This is a genomic window from Homoserinimonas sedimenticola (assembly GCF_026094475.1).
Classification (GTDB): domain Bacteria; phylum Actinomycetota; class Actinomycetes; order Actinomycetales; family Microbacteriaceae; genus Homoserinimonas; species Homoserinimonas sedimenticola.
The window spans coordinates 149,167-169,099 of the sequence record NZ_JAPELL010000002.1; the positions used below are offsets into that span (position 1 = coordinate 149,167).

Here is a 19,933-nt window from a genome sequence, read left to right on the forward strand (position 1 = left end):
AGCCGCATCGTGAAATCCTTCCGCCGTCTGCGTCAGCGCCTTCGCCAGCGACTCCGTCGACGCCCGTCGCGTCCCGGACTCACACCGTTCGATGCGTCGGCGCTGCCGAAGCGTGAACCGCTCTCCTTCGAGGCGGCCGTGGGGGAGGGCATCATGCTCGCCGAGTATGCGGCACGTCTGCGCCTGCGCAACGCGATCATCGTCGGCGCGCTCTCGGGGCAGGGGGACTACGACCCGAACCGCTACCTCGTCGATGCGCGAGCCGGCCTTGCCTCGCTCGCCGCGGAGTCGGATGCTGCGGCTCGCCGCCTTGCGGAACAGCTCGAGGAGGCTGAGGCTCTCAGCGGAAAGGCGGGGCACGCGCACGACTATCGGGCGGGCGATGTGAAGAACCTGGCGCGGCGCGAGGCCGTTTCGCGCGCGCTCGCGAAACGTCTGCAGGAGTGCCGCGACGATGATGACTACCTTCTGAGCCTCATCGAAAGGTCGCGCGAGGAGGCGTGGAATGACGTCTCCCGCGCGCTCGAGGATTCGCTTCGCCGTGCCGACGTGCCTGTTGACGAGGATTACGAGCGCGAGCGCGACGAGCGGATGCGACAACTCATCGATGAGGACCTTGCCGCTCTTGCTCGTGAGCGGGAGCGCGCCCAGCTGCGCTCCGAACTCGCCGACGACTGGGGTTTCTGAAAGCTCGCTGCTATACCACGGCTGAGCGCATGCCGCAGGGTGCCATGCTGAGAAACTGTTCTCACTTCTCGAGTTTTCCCCTACACTGAACCGCAGCGCCCCCCGATTGAGGGGCGTCGGCTCGGCTCCAGCGTTACCCGAAGGCGCCGCTCCCACCAGCAATGGAGTTGTTGTGAATACCCCTGCCATGCCCGATGGCGATCGCCGTCGACACCGCGCCCCCGCCCGCTCCCGCCGCAACCTTTTGAGCCCGATCGCGGCCGCCGCGGCCGTGCTGATCCTGGTGACCGGCGCAGCTGTGGCCCTCTCCCAGGGCGGCTTCTCCTCGATCTTCGCCGCGAACGCGTCGGGAGGGGCGGACTGCCCCGAGCCCACTCGGCTTGTGATCGTCGCTGACACGTCCATCCACCCCGCCCTTGCCAATGTGGCCGCTGACTTCGACGCCAATTCGGATGTCTGCGTCGTGACGGAGATCCGCCCTCAGGAGTCCGGCGACACGGCGGCGCTTCTGGCGTCGAACGCCCTCCCCGGAGTCCACGCTTGGATCCCGGACTCGTCTCTGTGGGTCACGCGCATGAACACGACGGCGGAGGCGCTGGGCCGCGCGAAGCCAAGCGTCGAGGTGATGGAGCCGGTTGCAACGTCCCCCGTGGTCTTCGCGGCGCCCGCCTCCCGTTCAGCCGAGTTCGCGGGGGGCGAGGTGGGATGGGGAACGATCCTCTCGGGTTCCGTCGGTGCGGTCGTGCCAGATCCGGAGGTCTCCTCGGCGAGTCTTGCCGGCCTCGCATCCATGACGAGTGTCGCTCCCGCTGATGACGCGCGCCGACTGCCGTCGGCCATGATCGAACTCGGCAAGACGATCCCCGCGTCGACGGAGGAGGCTGTTGCAACGGCGAGCGCAGCCGCTCTGCCCACGGTTGTGGTCATGACGGAGGCCGACGTCGTCGCCCACAACGCGAGTGACCCGGACCTCCCCCTGGTGGCGCTCTACCCGAGCGATGGCACGACGTCGCTCGACTACCCCTTCATAGAGATCGCGGGCAAGACGACGACCGAGACGGCCGAGCGCGACGAGCTGCTCGAGGCCTTCGCGGACGCGGCCCGTCTGGGCGGAGCCTTCTACTCCGCGGAGGGTTTCCGCGACCACCGCGGGGGCGGCGAACTCTCGGCCACGGGCGTGCTCCCCATCGCGACCGTCGTGCCGGAGAACGCCAAGCCAGAGATGCAGGTCGCCGCGCTCGATCAGTGGAGCTCGCTGACACGCCGATCGAGGATGCTCGTGGCCGTCGACGTCTCCGGGTCCATGCTTGAGCCGGCCGGCGGTGGCCTGCGCCGCATCGACGTCTATCAGCGCGCGGCTGGCCAGTCGCTCGGCCGTTACAGTGGCGAGTCGCACATGGGGGTCTGGGTCTTCTCGACCAATCGCGGGGGCGGCCAGGACTGGGAGGAGTTGGCTCCTGTGGGCCCCTTGGCTGATGCGGGGCACCGCGAGCACATCGCCCAGATCACGGCGAGCCTGCCGCAGTACATCCGGGGCGACACGGGGCTCTACGACACGGTCCTCGCGGGCGTGCGCCACATGCGGGAGACGTACGTGCCCGGCATGGTCAACTCGATGGTCATCATCACGGACGGCAAGAACGACGACAGCACCACAATCGAACTCGAGGCACTGTTGGAGGAGTTGGCGGCGCTGAGCGACCCGCTGCAGCCGGTGCCGGTCATCCTGATCGGCTTCGGACCCGACACCGACCTCGCAGCCATGCAGCAGATCGCAGCGGCGACGGGCGGCGCGGCCTACTCCGCTTATGAGCCCGGCGACCTCGACAAGGTCTTCGTCGACGCGTTCACGCAGCGGACCTGCCGTCCGAACTGCTGACCCGGCACGCGCGGGGCGGCTTGCTATGCTTGCGACATAACCGAATATCCGGCCGCTCAGGCGATGCGGGAGAGTTCGACCACTGGTCGGCACCGAAGGAGCAATACTCTCCAGAATCTCTCAGGTACGCGTACCGCATCGAACAGGCAACTCTGAAAAGAAGTCGAGCGTAGCGAGGCTTGATCGAGTAGCGACGAAGTCGCGTATCGAGATTCCCGCCGTTCCACTCGCCCACGGTGAAAGCCGACCGACAAGTCGACGAAGCTCTCAGGCACCATGACAGAGGGAGAGTTCCCGGCGTCGACGACGCGCAACCTAGGAGAACTCTCGTGACTAATCACCCAGAACCCGGCCCGGGCATTCGCAGCCCCCTGCATGACGCCCACGTCGCTGCGGGCGCGAGCTTCACCGACTTTGCCGGCTGGCAGATGCCGGTGCGCTACTCGAGCGAGCTCGACGAGCACAGGGCCGTCCGCACCGCCGCAGGGCTCTTCGATCTCTCGCACATGGCCGAGATTCTGGTAGCCGGCCCGGAGGCGGGTGCCGCCCTCGACTTTGCGCTCTCCGGTCACATCTCCACGCTCGACATCGGTCAGGCGCGCTACACCCTCCTCCTCACCCCCGAGGGCGGCGTGATCGACGATGTCATCGTCTACCGCACTCACGAGAACCGATTCGGGGTCGTCGCGAACGCAGGCAATCGCTTCGAGGCGGCGGGCGCACTCTCGGTGCGCGCGGTCGGCTTCGACACGACGGTCGTGGATGAGAGCGAGGCGCTCGCCCTCATTGCGGTGCAGGGCCCGCGTGCGGAGGAGATCCTGCTCTCTCTCGATGGCCTCGACGTGCCCGTCCCGGTGGGTTCCCTGCGCAACTATCGCTGCGTGACGGGCGTGTGGCGCGGCAACGAGATCATGATTGCGCGCACGGGCTACACGGGCGAGGACGGCTTCGAGCTCTACATCCGCGTCGCCTTCGCCCAGGAGCTGTGGGAGTCGCTGCTCGAGGTGGGAGCGCCTCATGGACTCATTCCCGCCGGCCTTGCGTGCCGCGACACCTTGCGCCTCGAGGCCGGGATGCCTCTCTATGGCCACGAGCTCGGCCTTGACATCCGTCCCCAGCAGGTCGGTCTGGGGCGCACCGTCCGTCTCGAGGGCAAGGGCGACTTCGTGGGGCGGCAAGCCTCCGAGGTGCCGCTGCCGGAGGGCGCCCGTCTCCTTGTCGGCCTCGCCTCGGAGGGGCGCCGGGCGGGCCGCGCCGGCTATGCGGTCTTCGACAGCCCGGAGGGTGGAGAGCCCGTCGGCGAGGTCACGAGCGGCGCGCTGAGCCCCACCCTCGGTCACCCCATTGCGATGGCGTTCGTGGATCGCGCGCTCAGCGAGCCGGGCACGCCGCTCTACATCGACGTGCGGGGAACGCGGATCGCGGCATCCGTCACCTCGCTTCCCTTCTACAAGCGCAGCACCCCACAACGAAAGGTCGCCCCATGAGCGAGCAGGCAGAACTCAAGTACACGGCGGAACACGAGTGGGTGCGCATCGACGGCGACACCCTCACGGTGGGAATCACGGCCTACGCGGCCGACAAATTGGGCGAGGTCGTCTTCGTCGATGTGCCAGAGGCGGGCGCGAGCGTCTCGAAGGGCAAGGTCGTCGCCGAGGTCGAGTCGACCAAGTCTGTGGGTGAGGTCTACGCGCCTGTCGACGGCACGATCGTCGAGTCGAACTCGGCCGTTGCCGACAACCCCGAGCTCATCAACGAGGACCCGACGGGCGCCGGCTGGCTCTTCACGATCCGCATCGGATCGCCCGAGTCGTTCGATGCCTCAGGGCTTCTCGACGCCGACGCCTACGCGGCACTCACGCGAGGCTAGCGGATGGCCTCCGACGTTTACGGTTTCGCCTCCCGCCACATCGGCACCGGCGGCGAAGAGCAGGCGCGGATGCTCGCCGCCGTCGGCTACGAGACGGTCGACGATCTCGTGCTCGCCGCGGTGCCCTCGGGAATTCACGTGGGCGAGTCGACGCGCTCCACGATCCCCGCGCCCGCGACGGAGAGCGAGGCGCTCGCCGAGCTGCGGGCGATCGCTGGTCACAACACCGTGCGCCGTTCCATGATCGGGCTCGGCTACTACGACACCATCACGCCCGCCGTCATCAAGCGGAACGTGCTCGAGAACCCGAGCTGGTACACCGCCTACACGCCCTACCAGCCGGAGATCTCGCAGGGTCGGCTCGAGGCCCTGCTGAACTTCCAGACGATGGTGTGCGACCTCACGGGGATGCAGACGGCCAACGCGTCGATGCTCGACGAGGCGAGCGCTGTCGCGGAGGCGATGCTGCTGGCGCGGCGGGCCTCCAAGTCGGAGTCGAACGTCTTCGTCGTCGACGAGGATGCCCTGCCCCAGACGAAGGCGCTGCTCACGGGCCGCGCGGAGGCGGTCGGCATCGAGCTTGCCGTCCGGCCACTCGACGATGGCGCTCTCCCCGACGACTACTTCGGCGTCTTCGTCCAGTACCCCGGGGCATCCGGTCGTGTCTGGAACCCCACGGACCTCATCGCGGCAGCGCACGAGCACGGCGCGATCGCCGTCGTCGCGGCCGACCTGCTCGCCCTCACACTGCTCACGAGCCCCGGCGAGATGGGCGCCGACGTCGCGGTGGGCACGACGCAGCGCTTCGGTGTTCCCATGGGCTTCGGCGGCCCCCACGCCGGCTACATGGCCGTGCGCAAGGGCCTCGAACGGCAGTTGCCCGGTCGGCTCGTGGGGGTGTCGAAGGATGCGGACGGGCATCCGGCCTATCGGCTGACGTTGCAGGCGCGCGAACAGCACATTCGGCGCGAGAAGGCGACCTCCAACATCTGCACTGCGCAGGTGCTGCTCGCCGTCATGGCCTCCATGTACGCCGTGTATCACGGGCCGGAGGGCCTGCGGCGCATCGGGGCGCAGGTTGCGACGCACGCGGCTCTCCTGGGGGAGTGGCTCTCCGAGACCGATGCCGAGATCGTGCACGAGCACTTCTTCGACACTCTGCTGCTGCGGGTGCCGGGTCGGGCGGATGCGGTCGTCGCGCGGGCGCGGGAACTTGACATCCTTCTGCACCGCGTCGACGCCGACCACGTGGGTGTCTCGGTCGACGAGACGACGACGCCCACCGAGCTGCACCGGGTCGCCCTCGCCTTCGGCGGGCCAGAGTCGCGAAACTTCGGCTACGTCGCGGGAGGGCAGCTGGGCCGCCTGCCGCAGGCGATGCACCGCGAACCCGGCTATCTCCGGCATCCCGTGTTCCACGCTCACCGCTCCGAGACGAGCATGATGCGCTACCTCAAGCACCTCGCCGACAAGGACTACGCCCTCGATCGCGGCATGATCCCGCTCGGCTCCTGCACCATGAAGCTCAACGCGGCGACCGAGATGGAGCCGGTCACCTGGCCCGAGTTCGCGGGGCTGCACCCCTTCGCGCCGGTCGAGGATGTCACGGGGTACCTCGTGCTGACGGGGCACCTCGAGTCGTGGCTCGCCGAGGTCACCGGCTACGACACCGTCTCGCTGCAGCCCAACGCGGGCAGCCAGGGCGAGCTCGCGGGGCTGCTCGCGATCCGTGGCTACCACCGTGCGAACGGCGACACCGAGCGCACCGTCTGCCTCATCCCCTCGAGCGCGCACGGCACGAACGCCGCGAGCGCCGTGCTCGCGGGCATGAGTGTCGTGGTGGTCGCGTGCGACGAGTTCGGCAACGTCGACCTCGACGACCTGCACGCCAAGGTCGATGAGCACCGCGATTCCCTCGCCGCCCTCATGGTCACCTACCCCTCGACGCACGGCGTCTATGAGCACGAGATCCGTGCGATCACGGATGCTGTGCACGAGGCGGGCGGGCAGGTCTACGTCGACGGCGCCAACCTCAACGCGCTGCTCGGTTACGCGCGCTTCGGCGACTTCGGCGGCGACGTCTCCCACCTCAACCTGCACAAGACCTTCTGCATCCCCCACGGCGGCGGCGGACCGGGCGTCGGCCCGGTCGCCGCGAAGGCGCACCTCGCCCCGTATCTGCCCGGGCATCCGATGGCGCAGTCGGCGCAGCATCCGGCCTTCGACCTCGCAAGCGATCGTGCGGGGGAGTACGTGCACGGCGGCGGGCCTGTCAGCGCGGCGCCCTACGGGAGTCCCAGCATCCTGCCCATCAGCTGGGCGTACGTGCGGATGATGGGCGGGCAGGGGCTCAAGGATGCGACGGGTGCGGCCGTGCTCGCCGCGAACTATGTCGCGGCTCGGCTGCGTGAGCACTTCCCCGTCCTCTACGCGGGCGACAACGGCCTTGTGGCGCACGAGTGCATCCTCGACCTGCGACCGCTCACGGCCGCGACCGGGGTGACGGTCGACGATGTGGCCAAGCGGCTCATCGACTACGGCTTCCACGCGCCCACCATGAGCTTCCCCGTGCCGGGCACGCTCATGGTTGAGCCGACCGAGAGCGAGGACCTCGCCGAAATCGACCGTTTCGTCGACGCGATGATCGCGATCCGGGCCGAGGCGGATGCTGTGGGCCGCGGCGAGTGGCCGGCCGACGACAACCCGCTGCGGGGCGCGCCCCACACGGCCGAGAGCGCGCTCGTGGGGGAGTGGAAGCATCCGTATTCCCGCGAGCTCGCCGTCTACCCGGCCAGCGCGCAGCTGTCGGGGGCGGACCGTGTGCGCTCGATCCACGGCAAGTATTGGCCGCCAGTGCGCCGCGTTGACAATGCATTCGGCGACCGCAACCTCGTGTGCGCGTGCCCGCCGCCGGAGGCCTTCGCCTAGCGCGCCCCCCGGCTGCGGCGCTCGCCGCCCCCACAAGTGCCTCCCGCCCCCGAAACGACGGGGGCGGCGAGGCGCTTAGGGATGCCGAGAGTAGCGACCCTCAGTGCGAGGTTGCCTTCTCCGCACCGTGACCCGTCAGGGAGCGCACCTCCATCTCGGCGGCGATCGCCGGATCCTCCTTGCGGCTGCTGAGGACGGTGCCGAGCCATCCGAGCAGGAACCCGAGCGGGATGGAGATGATCCCCGGGTTGTTGAGTGGGAACCACGAGAAGTCCACGCCGGGGATCATGGAGGTCTCGCTGCCCGAGACGACGCCCGAGAAGGCGATGAGGATGATCGCCGCGGCGAGGCCACCCCACATGCTCCATAGCGCTCCCTGAGTGGTGAAGCGACGCCAGAAGAGCGAGTAGATGATGGTGGGCAGGTTGGCGGATGCCGCGACCGCGAAGGCGAGCGCGACGAGGAAGGCGATGTTCTGCCCCTGCACGCCGATGCCGCCCACGATCGCAAGGAGGCCGATGACGACGACCGTGATGCGGGCGACCTTGACCTCGCCGCCGGGCCCGGGGTTGCCCTTCTTGATGACGCTCGCGTAGACGTCGTGGGAGAAGGATGCCGCTGCCGTGATGGTGAGGCCCGCGACGACCGCGAGGATGGTCGCGAAGGCGACCGCCGAGATGAAGCCCAGCAGCAGTGGTCCGCCGAGCTCGAAGGCCAGCAGCGGGGCGGCAGAGTTGACGCCGCCGGGTGCGGAGGTGATCGTGTCGGCCCCGATGAGGGCACCGGCGCCGTAGCCGAGCACGAGAGTGAAAAGGTAGAAGGCGCCGATGAGCCAGATGGCCCACACGACCGAGCGCCGCGCCTCGCGCGCCGTCGGCACCGTGTAGAAGCGCATGAGCACGTGTGGAAGGCCTGCCGTGCCGAGCACGAGGGCGAGGGCGAGCGAGACGAAGTCGATGCGGCTGATGTCGCTCACGCCGTATTGCCTGCCCGGGTTGAGCACGTCCTCACCGGCGACGGATGCTGCAGCCCCGAGCAGCTCGGAGAGGTTGAAGCCGTGCAGCGCGAGCACCCAGACGGTCATGACGAATGCGCCGGCGATGAGCAGCACCGCCTTGATGATCTGCACCCACGTCGTGCCCTTCATTCCGCCGACGAGCACGTAGAGGATCATGAGCGCGCCGACGACGGCGACGACGATGGACTGGCCGACCGTATCGTCGATGCCGAGCAGCAGGGAGACGAGTCCGCCAGCGCCGGCCATCTGGGCAAGTAGGTAGAAGAAGCAGACGGCGAGGGTCGTCGTTGCGGCGGCGAGCCTCACGGGGCGCTGGCGGAGGCGGAACGACAGCACGTCAGCCATCGTGAACTTGCCCGTGTTGCGCATGAGTTCGGCGACGAGCAGGAGGGCCACGAGCCAGGCGACGAGGAAGCCGATGGAGTAGAGGAAGCCGTCGTAGCCATTGATGGCGATGGCGCCACAGATTCCGAGGAAGGATGCTGCCGAGAGGTAGTCACCCGCGATGGCGGTGCCGTTCTGCGGCCCCGTGAAGGAGCGCCCTGCGGCGTAGTAGTCGGCGGCCGTCTTGTTGTTGCGGCTGGCCCGGAGCACGACCACGAGGGTCACGAGCACGAAGGCGGCGAAGATCGAGATGTTGAGGATCGGGCTGCCGATATCCGTGTTGTTCATCGTGCGACCCCTTCCTGGGCCTCGAGGTCGGCGCGGATCTCGGCGGCGAGGGGGTCGAGCCGCCGGTTCGCGAAGGAGACGTACCAGGTGGTGATGGCGAAGGTGGTCACGAACTGTCCGAGCCCGAGGAGGAGTCCGATGTTGATGTTGCCCCACACGGGGGTCGCCATGAAGTCGGGGGCGTAGGAGGCGAGCAGCACGTAGGCGAAGTACCAGACGAGGAATGCGCCCGTGAGCGGCCAGACGAATGCTCGATGTCGCTTCTTGAGGTCGTGGAACGGTGGGGATGCTTCGACCTTTTCGAAGTCGATGCGTGATGCGGCGCGAGCGTCGTTACTCATGCGGTTCCCTATCCAGTCGAGCGGCTTTGAGGGCCGATCCGGGCACGCGGCGTTGCGTGTTGGGGCAAACTCAAACACGCCCCCCGAACGGGTGTCAAGAGACTGGATTTTGTGTCATAGCCGTGGTATGTCGGGAAAGGGAACAAATTCCCCGGGCTAGGCGGGCGCGAAGACCTCGGGGAATGTCGCGGCCACCCAGGGGTAGCCGATGAAGACCGCGGCGTCGATCACGGTGTGCGCGATCACGAGGGGCAGCAGGCGGCCGGTTCTCGTGTAGAGCCAGCCGAAGAGGATGCCCATGGCGACGTTTCCGATGAACGCCCCGTAACCCTGATACAGGTGGTACGAGCCGCGTAGCAGGGCGCTCGCGATGATGAAACCCCAGCGGCTCCAGCCGAGCCGAGCGAGGCGTTCGGCGAGGTAGCCGACCGCGATGACCTCCTCGAGGATGCCGGCGCGCGCCGCCGAGAGGAGCAGCACGGGCACGGTCCACCAGTGCTCGTCGAGCGCATTCGGCACGACCGTCACGGTGATGCCGAGCGCCTTGCCGCCGAGATAGAGCGCGAGGCCGGGGATTCCGATGACGAGAGCGAGGGCGAGGGCGCTGAGGGTGTCTCTGCCGGGGCGGGTGAAGTCGATCCCGAGGCGGCCCAGGCGGGGGCGACTGACGTTCCACAGGAGGTAGCAGACCAGGGCGACGGGCATGAGGTCGAAGAAGACCCCCATGAGCTGGTAGATGAGGTCGAAGACGGGGCGAGGGTTGAGCGAGGCGTTGAGCGTCGCGGTCTGCTGGGCGAGGGGCTGCTCGCGCGTCATCCGGTTGACGATCGCGACGAGGGAGTAGAGAGCGGATGCCCCGAGCGAGAGTGCGAGCACGATGGCGACTTCGACGGCGATCCGCCGGGGCGACATTGTCTGCTCATCCGAGCGCATGTTGGCGAAAGTCGACAATCGGTGCCCTCTCCTTGTTTCGAATGCCGAAGGGTGTCTCTCGGCGGGATTTCGTACGAGGATGCCCTGCAAGCGTTCTCATAGCGCGGAAGCCCGCAGCCACGCACTTTTCTTGCATCCGATGAGGATTTCCCGCGTCAGCGTTGCGGCTGTGTAAATTTTCGCCTTCCTCCTTATGGATTCGGAGGACGGCGACTTATCGTGTCAAACTACACGGTCTGTCCCCCCGCGCGGGGGACATGAATGTGGCTCACCACCACACGGCCGCTGGGGAATGTCTATCCGACAATCCACAGCACCCGTCTTGGCGGCACACCTTCGTGTCGCAGACGGACTCACTTGCACAGGAGGAACATTGAAGATGCGACGCATTGGCCTTGGGGCCGCAGCGATCGTCGCCGCGAGCGCACTCGTGCTCACTGGCTGCGCCGGGGGTGACGAGGGCAACGAGGGCAGCACCGCCGGCGGCACCATCGTCACGAACGGCAGCGAACCGCAGAACCCGCTCATCCCCACCAACACCAACGAGACCGGTGGTGGCAAGATCCTCGACGCGATCTTCGCGGGTCTCGTCTACTACGACGCGGAGGGCGCCGCTCACAACGACGTCGCCGAGTCGATCGAGACCGAGGACTCGCAGACCTTCACGGTCACGCTTCGCGAGGGCCTGGAGTTCACCAACGGTGAGCCCGTCACCTCGGACTCCTTCATCGACGCCTGGAACTACGGCGCGCTGCTCAGCAACAACCAGCTCTCGAGCTACTTCTTCGAGGACATCGAGGGCTTCAGCTGGGAAGAGGACAGCGAGCTCACGGGTCTCGAGAAGGTGAGCGACACCGAGTTCACCATCACGCTCAAGCAGCCGCTGTCGGACTTCCCGCAGCGCCTGGGCTACTCGGCCTTCTACCCGCTTCCCGCCTCGGCCTTCGAGGACATGGAGGCCTTCGGTGAGAGCCCTGTCGGCAACGGCCCGTACATGCTCGCGAGTGAGGATGCATGGCAGCACGAGGAGCGCATCGACCTGGTCGTGAACCCCGACTACGACGGTCCGCGTGAGCCGCAGAACGAGGGGCTCGAGATCGTCTTCTACGCCTCGCAGGATGCCGCCTACGCCGACCTGCTCGGTGGCAACCTCGACGTGCTCGACGCGATCCCGGATGCTTCGCTCGCGACCTACCAGGACGACCTCGGCGACCGCTGGGTCAACCAGGCCGCGGCCATCTTCCAGTCCTTCACCATCCCGGAGCGCCTCGCGCACTTCGGTGGTGAGGAGGGCGAGCTTCGCCGCGCCGCCATCTCGATGGCGATCGACCGCGAGGAGATCACCGAGGTGATCTTCGAGGGCACCCGCACTCCCGCGTCGGACTTCACCTCGCCCGTCATCGACGGCTGGACCGACTCGCTCGAGGGCGCTGAGGTTCTCGAGTTCAACCCCGAGGAGGCGCAGGCTCTCTGGGCCGAGGCCGACGCGATCAGCCCCTGGACGGGCAGCTTCCAGATCGCCTACAACGCCGACGGCGGCCACCAGGCCTGGGTCGACGCGACGACGAACAGCATCAAGAACACGCTGGGAATCGACGCCTCGGGTCAGCCGTACCCCACCTTCGGTGAGATGCGCGAGCTGGTCACGACCGACCAGATCCAGACGGCATTCCGCACTGGCTGGCAGGCCGACTACCCGGGTCTGTACAACTTCCTGGGCCCGCTCTACGCGACCAACGCCGGCTCGAACGACGGCGACTACAGCAACCCCGAGTTCGACGCGTTGATCTCCGAGGGTGCCACCACGACGGACCCTGAGGAGGCGAACGCGCTCTTCCAGGAGGCGCAGGAGATCCTGCTGCAGGACCTGCCCGCGATCCCGCTCTGGTACTCCAACGTCAACGGCGGTTGGAGCGAGAACGTGGACAACGTGGAGTTCGGCTGGAACTCTGTGCCGCTCTACTACGAGATCACCAAGGGCTAGATCTCGGCTCCGGGCGGGGATGGCGACGCGAGTCGCCATCCCCGCTCACCCGTGTGAATCACTATGGCTCGATACATCCTCTGGCGCGTGCTGCAGGCCATCCCGGTCTTGATCGGCACGACGTTCCTTATCTACTTCATGGTCTTCGCCATGCCGGGCAACCCCCTGCTGGCACTCTTCGGTGACCGCACCCCCAATCCGGCGCTACTCGAGCGCCTGGAGGAGCAGTACCACCTGAATGAGCCCTTCCTCGTGCAGTACTGGTACTACCTGTCGGGCATCTTCCAGGGCGACTTCGGCACCTCGTTCACAGGCGAACCGACGACCGAGATCCTCGCCCGCACCTTCCCCGTCACGATCCGGCTTGCGGTCCTCGCCCTCATCATCCAGGGCGTTCTCGGCATCCTCGTCGGGCTAGTCTCGGGCCTGCGCAAGGGCAAGTTCTTCGATTCAAGCGCCCTCGCGGTGAGCCTCCTACTCATCTCGCTGCCGATCTTCGTGATCGCCTTCCTCGCGCAGTATGTCTTCGGCATCGAGCTCGGCTGGGCGCGCACGACGGTTGGCTCGGGAGCGCCCTGGGCCGACCTCATCCTGCCCGCCTTCGTGCTCGCGAGCGTGAGCTTCGCCCAGATCGTGCGCCTCACGCGCGCCTCGGTCATCGAGACGAAGAGTCTCGACTTCGTGCGCACTGCCTACGGCAAGGGGCTAGGTCGCAACCGCGTCGTGCCCGTGCACATCCTGCGCAACTCCCTCATCCCGGTCACGACCTATCTCGGCACGGACTTCGGCGTCCTGCTGGTCGGCGCGACCGTCACGGAGGGCATCTTCAACGTTCCGGGCGTGGGTCGCACGCTCTTCCAGGCCATCCTGCGAGGCGAAGGGCCGACCGTCGTGTCCTTCGTGACCGTCATGGTGCTCATCTACCTCGTCGTCAACCTGGTGATCGACCTCCTCTACGCCGTTCTCGATCCGAGGATCCGCTATGTCAAGTAACACCGAGGGGCGCAAGCCCACCCATTTCGTGGCCCCGCCCGAAGACACGCCGCTCGCCGAGATCGACACCGTCTCCATCGACGAGAAGCCCAGCAACCTGTGGCGGGACGCCTGGCGAGACCTGCGCGTGCGTCCCATGTTCTGGATCTCGGCCGCGCTCATCCTGCTCGTCTCGACGGCGGCGCTTTTCCCCTATCTGTTCACCTTGACGCCACCCAACTCCGAGTGCTTCCTCTCGAACAGCAACGGCGGGCCCACCGACGGCCACCCCCTCGGCTTCACGAAGCTGGGGTGTGACGTCTATTCCCGGATCATCCACGGCGCGTCCACCTCGATCTCGGTCGGCTTCATCGTTGTCTTCATCACCACCGTGCTGGGCCTGTTGGCTGGCTCCATCAGCGGCTTCTACGGTGGCTGGCTCGACGCGGTGATCTCCCGCATCGGCGACATCTTCTTCTCGATCCCCTACATCCTCGCGGCCGTCGTCGTGATGTCTGTGCTGAGCGCGTATCGCAGCGTGTGGGTCATCTCGCTCGCGATCGGCCTCTTCGCGTGGCCCGTCGTCGCGCGTGTTCTGAGGTCAGAGATCCTGCGGGTCAAGGCATCCGACTTCGTCACGGCGGCGGAGGCACTCGGCGTCTCGCGATTCAAGATCCTCGTGCAGCATGTGCTGCCGAACTCGATCGCGCCCGTCATCGTCATCACGACGATCTCGCTCGCCTCGGCGATCGTCGCGGAGGCGACACTGTCGTTCCTCGGAGTAGGGCTTCCGAGCACGACCATGTCGTGGGGCAATGACATCAGCGCGGCGCAGGTTGACCTGCGCACCAACCCGCAAACGCTGATCTACCCCTCCATCGCGCTGTCCATCACCGTCTTCGCCTTCATCATGCTCGGCGAGGTGCTGCGGGATGCGCTCGACCCGAAGGCGAGGGCCCTGCGATGAGCGGAACCATGACCAGCGCGACGACACCCCTGCTCGACATCCGAGACCTCCACGTCGGCTTCCAGACGAAGGACGGCCTCGTTCCCGCGGTGCGGGGTGTGGACCTCTCGATCATGCCGGGAGAGACGCTCGCGATCGTCGGAGAGTCGGGCTCGGGCAAGTCGACGACGGCGCACGCCATCATCGACCTCCTCCCCGGCTCGGGTCGGGTGACGCAGGGGAAGATCCTCTTCGAGGGCCGCGACCTCACGACGCTCGACCGTCGGGAGATGGAGGGGGTGCGTGGCAAGCTCATCGGGCTCGTGCCGCAGGACCCCATGTCGAACCTCAACCCTGTGTGGTCTGTCGGCTTCCAGGTGGAGGAAGCCATCCGGGCCAATGGCGTGGCGTCGGGTCGCAAGGAGGTGCGGGAGCACGCCATCCGCGTGCTGAAGGAGGCGGGTCTCGACGACGCCGACACGCGTCTCAAGCAGTTCCCGCACCAGTTCTCGGGCGGCATGCGCCAGCGCGTGCTCATCGGGATCGGGCTTTCCTCCCGGCCCAAGCTCCTGATCGCCGACGAGCCCACCTCGGCCCTCGACGTGACGGTGCAGAAGCGCATCCTCGACCACCTCGCCACACTCACAGGTGACGCGGGCACGGCCGTGCTCTTCATCACGCACGATCTCGGCCTTGCGGCGGACCGCGCAGAGAAGCTCGTCGTCATGTACAAGGGGCGTGTCGTGGAGGCCGGCCCCTCCCGGCAGATCCTCGAGGACCCGCAGCACCCCTACACGCAGCGTCTCGTCGCGGCGGCACCGAGCCTCGCCTCGCGGCGGATCCAGGCGTCGGGCGGGCACCTCGAGAGCATTACACACGAGACTCCTGCGAGGTCGGCGGGTGTCGACCTCATCGCGGCAGGCGGGGAGCGTTCGCACCACGCGCACGCGGCGTCGGCCGAGCCGGCCATCGTGGTCGACCACCTGACCAAGGAGTTCAAGATCCGCGGCGGCAAGGGCACCTCCAAGGTCCTCAGGGCTGTCGACGACGTGTCCTTCTCTATCCCGCGCGGCACCACGATGGCGCTCGTGGGCGAGTCGGGCTCCGGCAAGACGACGGTTGCACGGATGCTGCTCAAGCTCGAGTCGATCACCTCAGGGTCGATCACGATCGACGGGACCGACATCGCAGGGCTGAACCGGCGTCAGCTGTTCTCGCTCCGCTCCAAGATGCAGCCCGTCTTCCAGGACCCCTACGGGTCGCTCGACCCGCTGCGCAGCATCGGCGCGACGATCGCGGAGCCGCTCGTGACACACAATGTCGGCACCAGCGCGGAACGCCGCGCCCGGGTGCGCGAGCTGCTCGACCAGGTGGCGCTGCCGGAGAAGCTCATCGGACGCTTCCCCAACGAGCTCTCGGGCGGCCAACGGCAGCGTGTGGCCATCGCGCGCGCTCTCGCACTCAAGCCCGAGATCGTCGTGCTCGACGAGGCCGTCTCGGCGCTCGACGTGCTCGTGCAGGCGCAGATCCTCACCCTGCTCGCGGAACTCCAGGCCGAGTTGAACCTCACCTACCTCTTCATCACGCACGACCTCGCGGTCGTCCGCGTGATCGCCGACACGGTCGCGGTCATGTCGAAGGGACGCATCGTGGAGGCAGCGACGACGGACGAGGTCTTCGGCAACCCCCGCGAGACGTACACGCGCGAACTGCTCGAGGCGATCCCCGGCGCGGGACTCGCCCTCGGAGCGTAGGCGCGCTAGCCGCCGGGTCCCGGCTCCCACGGGGGAGCCAGGATCCGGCGGGTAGCATGACCGTCGGTTTCGAAGGGGGAGTTGAGCTGAGACATCCCGTGCTGACGCGCGCCGCCGCCGTGCTGACGTCGGTGCTGCTCGTGATCGGCCTCGCCGCCTGCACCGATTCTCGGCTCGCGGAGGGCACCTCGGTGACGGTTGCGCTGCCCGAGGCGTTCACGTCGTACAACCCCAACACGGGACACGGCAGCGCGAGCGACACGAATGCGAGCATCGTCGAGGCGACGAACTCCCGGTTCGCGAGCTGGAATGCCGAGGGCGAGCTGGTCTTCGACGAGTCCTTCGGTTCCGTCGAGAAGCTCTCCGACGACCCCCTCACGGTGCGCTACACGGTGGCGGACGGGGTGGAATGGTCAGACGGAGTGCCGGTGGATGCGGCAGATCTCCTGCTCGCGTGGGCGGCGAACTCGCGCACCCTCAATGACGAAGAGTTCGAGGCTGGTGGCTACATCGACCCAGAGACCGGCCTCTTCACCGATGACTTCCCGAGCGATGTCGTCTACTTCGACGGCTTCACGGCCGGCGGCCTCGATGCCGTGACGCGATCGCCCGAGGTGAGTGCGGATGGGAGGGGCGTGACCCTTGTCTTCGACGAGTATGTCGCGGACTGGGCATCCGTCTTCACAGTGGGCCTGCCCGCCCACGTCGTCGCTGCGCGAGCGCTGGACCTGCCGGAGGGTTCGGATGCGTCCGAGGCGAAGGCGACCGTGATCGAGGCGATCGACACGAGCGACGAGGGCGTGCTGGCGCCCCTTTCTCGCACCTGGAACAGCGGCTTCGTCGTCGAGGGCGGCGAGGTCGACGCCGAACTTCTTGTCGGCACGGGCCCCTACACGGTCACGGCGCTGGGCGAGGAGGGTGTGACGCTCACGGCCAATCCGCGCTATCGGGGCGACCACCGGCCGCGCTTCGAGACGATCGAGGTGCGGCACATCGCGGATCCGCTCCAGGTTGTCGCGGCTCTTGAGCGCGGCGAGGTGGATGTTGCGGCGCCGCGTGTCACGAGCGACGTCTTGGCAGGGCTGGACGATTCAAAGGCGGGCGATGTCGAGATCGGCATCGACGGAGTGTGGGAGCTGCTGCAGCCGCGCTTCGAGGAAGCCATGTCGCCCGCGATCGAGGACGAGCGGGTGCGGGAGGCGTTCCTCCGCAGCATCCCGCGGGACGCACTCGTCGAGGCGGCCGGCGTGCGAGGGGCGGATGCTGCGGCACGCGAGTCCTTCACGATGGCGCCGGGTGTCACGGGCTACGAGCAGTCGCTCGAGTCCACCGAGGGGGTTCGCTTTGAGCGGGACGCTGTCGCCGCGCGGGAACTCCTCGCGGAGGCGGCCGAGGACGACCCGAGCCTCGCCGACCCGACCGTGTGCATCCTCTTCGACCCGGCGAACCCGCGCCGCGTGGCCCAGTTCTCGGCGATCCGTGATGCCGCAGCATCCGTCGGCATCACCGTCACAGACTGCTCGAGCCCCGACTGGCGCAATCTGCTCGGCACGCCGCGGTCGTGGGATGCCGCGCTCTATGGTCTGCGCGAGCGGAACCTCTCTGTGCAGGCCGCGACGGCGATGTTCCAGAGCGGATCGCCCCTCAACCACGGGGGCTTCGCGGACGACGACGTCGACGAGCTGCTCGCCGAGCTCGAACGGGAGCGCGACACGGAGGCTCGCGCCACGCTCCGGGCAGAACTCGACGGCCTGCTGTGGAAGGCGGGCTGGGGCTTGCCGCTGCTGCAGCTGCCCGCCGTGACGGTCGTCGCCGAGGAGGTCGCGGGGGTCACGCACTCGCCCTACGCCGCGAGCGTGCTGCACGAGCCGTGGCGCTGGCGCCCCGCGGAGGGCGACACAGGCTCCTGAGGGTGGCGCGGGCGTCTGAGGGCAGCACAGGAGGCTGAGGGCGCGAGCGGGTACACTTGCCGTGTAGGGCAGCACTGACTGCGCCCTTCCTCTTCTTCCCACTCTCTTCCCGAGGACACTACTCCTATGGCTCTTGCCACCCGTTCCGACCTGCGCAACGTGGCGATCGTCGCCCACGTCGACCACGGCAAGACGACCCTCGTCGACGCAATGCTCCGCCAGACCAACTCCTTCGCGGCGCACGCCGACGTCGAGGAGCGCGCCATGGACTCCAACGAGCTCGAGCGCGAGAAGGGCATCACGATCCTCGCCAAGAACACGGCGATTTCGTACAACGGCGCCCACTCGGGCGGCTCGCCCATCACGATCAACGTGATCGACACTCCCGGCCACGCCGACTTCGGCGGCGAGGTCGAGCGCGGCCTCAGCATGGTCGACGGCGTCGTCCTCCTGGTCGACGCGAGCGAGGGCCCGCTCCCGCAGACGCGCTTCGTGCTGCGCAAGGCTCTCGAGGCCAAGCTGCCCGTCATCCTGCTCGTCAACAAGACGGACCGGCCGGATGCTCGCATCGACGAGGTCGTCGGGGAGAGCCAGGATCTGCTGCTCGGCCTCGCGAGCGACATCGCGGAGGACCAGCCTGACCTCGACCTCGACGCGATCCTCGACGTCCCCGTCGTCTACGCCTCGGGCCGCGCGGGCGCCGCGAGCCAGAACAAGCCCGAGAATGGCGCGCTGCCCGACAACGACGACCTCGAGCCCCTCTTCGAGGCGATCCTCGAGCACATCCCGGCGCCGACCTATGACGATGAGCATCCGCTGCAGGCCTGGGTCACCAACCTCGACTCCTCGCCGTTCCTCGGCCGCCTCGCCCTGCTGCGCGTCTTCAACGGCACGATCCGCAAGGGCCAGACGGTCGCGTGGGCGCGTCACGACGGCACCGTCACGAACGCGCGCATCACCGAGCTCCTCATGACGCGCGCTCTCGACCGCTACCCGGCCGAGAGCGCCGGCCCCGGCGACATCGTCGCCGTCGCGGGCTTCGAGGACATCACGATCGGCGAGACCCTCGCCGACCCCGAGGACCCGCGCCCGCTGCCGACCATCACGGTCGACGACCCGGCCATCTCGATGACGATCGGAACTAACACCTCGCCCCTCATCGGCAAGGTCAAGGGCCACAAGCTCACGGCGCGTATGGTCAAGGACCGCCTCGACAAGGAGCTCATCGGCAACGTCTCGATCAAGGTCGTCGACATCGGCCGCCCGGATGCATGGGAGGTGCAGGGTCGAGGCGAGCTCGCTCTTGCGATCCTCGTCGAGCAGATGCGTCGCGAGGGCTTCGAGCTCACGGTCGGCAAGCCGCAGGTGGTCACAAAGAAGATCGACGGCAAGGTGCACGAGCCCTATGAGCACCTCACGGTCGACGTGCCCGAGGAGCACCTGGGCGCAATCACGCAGCTTCTGGCCGCCCGCAAGGGCCGCATGGAGAACATGACCAACCACGGCACGGGCTGGGTGCGCATGGAGTTCATCGTGCCCTCGCGCGGCCTCATCGGCTTCCGCTCCGAATTCATGACGACGACGCGCGGCACGGGCATCGCCAACGCCATCTCGCACGGCTACGGCGAGTGGGCGGGCACGATCATCACGCGCAACAACGGCTCGATCGTGGCCGACCGCGCGGGTGTCGCGACTCCCTTCGCCATGATTAACCTGCAGGAGCGCATGACCTTCTTCGTGCAGCCCACGCAGGAGGTCTATGAGGGCATGATCGTGGGCGAGAACTCCCGCAGCGAAGACATGGATGTCAACGTCACCAAGGAGAAGAAACTCACCAACATGCGCTCCTCCACGGCTGACACCTTCGAGTCGATGACGCCGCCGCGCCAGCTGACGCTCGAGGAGAGCCTTGAGTTCTGCCGCGAGGACGAGTGCGTCGAGGTCACGCCCGAGGTCATCCGGATCCGCAAGGTCGAGCTGGACTCGGTTGCACGCGCCCGCGCGACCGCCCGCCTCAAGAAGCAGGACGCCTAGCCTGA

14 protein-coding genes and 1 riboswitch are annotated in these 19,933 nt (G+C 67.6%); of the genes, 11 read left to right on the forward strand and 3 right to left on the reverse strand.

The annotated features are described in order from the left end of the window. Window positions 1-9 precede the first annotated feature (9 nt). The 5 genes from OH146_RS11940 to gcvP all read left to right on the forward strand — a co-directional run bounded on the left by OH146_RS11940 (window position 10) and on the right by gcvP (window position 7,364). On the forward strand, window positions 10-687 hold the full coding sequence (locus OH146_RS11940; RefSeq protein ID WP_265161087.1) for a hypothetical protein: 678 nt from the start codon (window positions 10-12) through the stop codon (window positions 685-687). A gap of 187 nt (window positions 688-874) precedes the next feature. Then, window positions 875-2,566: a substrate-binding and VWA domain-containing protein gene (locus OH146_RS11945; RefSeq protein WP_265161089.1), complete on the forward strand. Its 1,692-nt coding sequence runs from the start codon at window positions 875-877 to the stop codon at window positions 2,564-2,566. Between the two features lie 56 nt (window positions 2,567-2,622). Then, window positions 2,623-2,712, forward strand: a riboswitch (glycine riboswitch). A gap of 183 nt (window positions 2,713-2,895) precedes the next feature. Beyond that, window positions 2,896-4,053 (forward strand): glycine cleavage system aminomethyltransferase GcvT, encoded by a 1,158-nt coding sequence (gcvT, locus tag OH146_RS11950; RefSeq protein WP_265161091.1) that lies wholly within the window; start codon window positions 2,896-2,898, stop codon window positions 4,051-4,053. After that, window positions 4,050-4,436 (forward strand): glycine cleavage system protein GcvH, encoded by a 387-nt coding sequence (gene gcvH / locus OH146_RS11955; RefSeq protein WP_265161093.1) that lies wholly within the window; start codon window positions 4,050-4,052, stop codon window positions 4,434-4,436. The genes gcvT and gcvH overlap by 4 nt, the downstream gene beginning before the upstream one ends. Window positions 4,437-4,439: 3 nt before the next feature. Beyond that, window positions 4,440-7,364, forward strand: coding sequence for an aminomethyl-transferring glycine dehydrogenase (gene gcvP / locus OH146_RS11960; protein ID WP_265161095.1), 2,925 nt, complete (start codon window positions 4,440-4,442; stop codon window positions 7,362-7,364). 100 nt (window positions 7,365-7,464) lie between these two features. On the opposite strand, the gene OH146_RS11965 is transcribed toward gcvP, so the two are convergent. From OH146_RS11965 to OH146_RS11975, 3 genes are all read right to left on the reverse strand, one after another. After that, the gene (locus OH146_RS11965; RefSeq protein WP_265161097.1) at window positions 7,465-9,054 is read right to left on the reverse strand and encodes a monocarboxylic acid transporter; all 1,590 of its coding nucleotides are present in this window, start codon (window positions 9,052-9,054) and stop codon (window positions 7,465-7,467) included. After that, window positions 9,051-9,395: a DUF485 domain-containing protein gene (locus OH146_RS11970; protein ID WP_265161099.1), complete on the reverse strand. Its 345-nt coding sequence runs from the start codon at window positions 9,393-9,395 to the stop codon at window positions 9,051-9,053. Before OH146_RS11970 ends, OH146_RS11965 begins: the two co-directional genes overlap by 4 nt. A 156-nt stretch (window positions 9,396-9,551) precedes the next feature. Then, the gene (locus tag OH146_RS11975) at window positions 9,552-10,307 is read right to left on the reverse strand and encodes a CPBP family intramembrane glutamic endopeptidase (protein ID WP_265161101.1); all 756 of its coding nucleotides are present in this window, start codon (window positions 10,305-10,307) and stop codon (window positions 9,552-9,554) included. 400 nt (window positions 10,308-10,707) lie between these two features. Here OH146_RS11975 and OH146_RS11980 point away from each other — a divergent pair, with 400 nt between their 5' ends. From OH146_RS11980 to typA, 6 genes are all read left to right on the forward strand, one after another. After that, window positions 10,708-12,312 (forward strand): peptide ABC transporter substrate-binding protein, encoded by a 1,605-nt coding sequence (locus tag OH146_RS11980; protein ID WP_265161103.1) that lies wholly within the window; start codon window positions 10,708-10,710, stop codon window positions 12,310-12,312. A 63-nt stretch (window positions 12,313-12,375) separates the two neighbouring features. Next, complete coding sequence (locus OH146_RS11985; protein WP_265161105.1) at window positions 12,376-13,305, forward strand: ABC transporter permease; 930 nt, start codon at window positions 12,376-12,378, stop codon at window positions 13,303-13,305. Beyond that, window positions 13,295-14,251, forward strand: a complete 957-nt coding sequence (locus OH146_RS11990) for an ABC transporter permease (RefSeq protein WP_265161107.1) — start codon at window positions 13,295-13,297, stop codon at window positions 14,249-14,251. The genes OH146_RS11985 and OH146_RS11990 overlap by 11 nt, the downstream gene beginning before the upstream one ends. A gap of 8 nt (window positions 14,252-14,259) precedes the next feature. After that, a complete protein-coding gene (locus OH146_RS11995) occupies window positions 14,260-15,984 on the forward strand; it encodes a dipeptide ABC transporter ATP-binding protein (RefSeq protein ID WP_265161109.1) in 1,725 nt (574 codons plus the stop codon). Between the two features lie 56 nt (window positions 15,985-16,040). Continuing rightward, window positions 16,041-17,894: an ABC transporter substrate-binding protein gene (locus OH146_RS12000; protein WP_265161111.1), complete on the forward strand. Its 1,854-nt coding sequence runs from the start codon at window positions 16,041-16,043 to the stop codon at window positions 17,892-17,894. A gap of 126 nt (window positions 17,895-18,020) precedes the next feature. After that, the gene (gene typA, locus OH146_RS12005; protein ID WP_265161113.1) at window positions 18,021-19,928 is read left to right on the forward strand and encodes a translational GTPase TypA; all 1,908 of its coding nucleotides are present in this window, start codon (window positions 18,021-18,023) and stop codon (window positions 19,926-19,928) included. Window positions 19,929-19,933 lie beyond the last annotated feature (5 nt).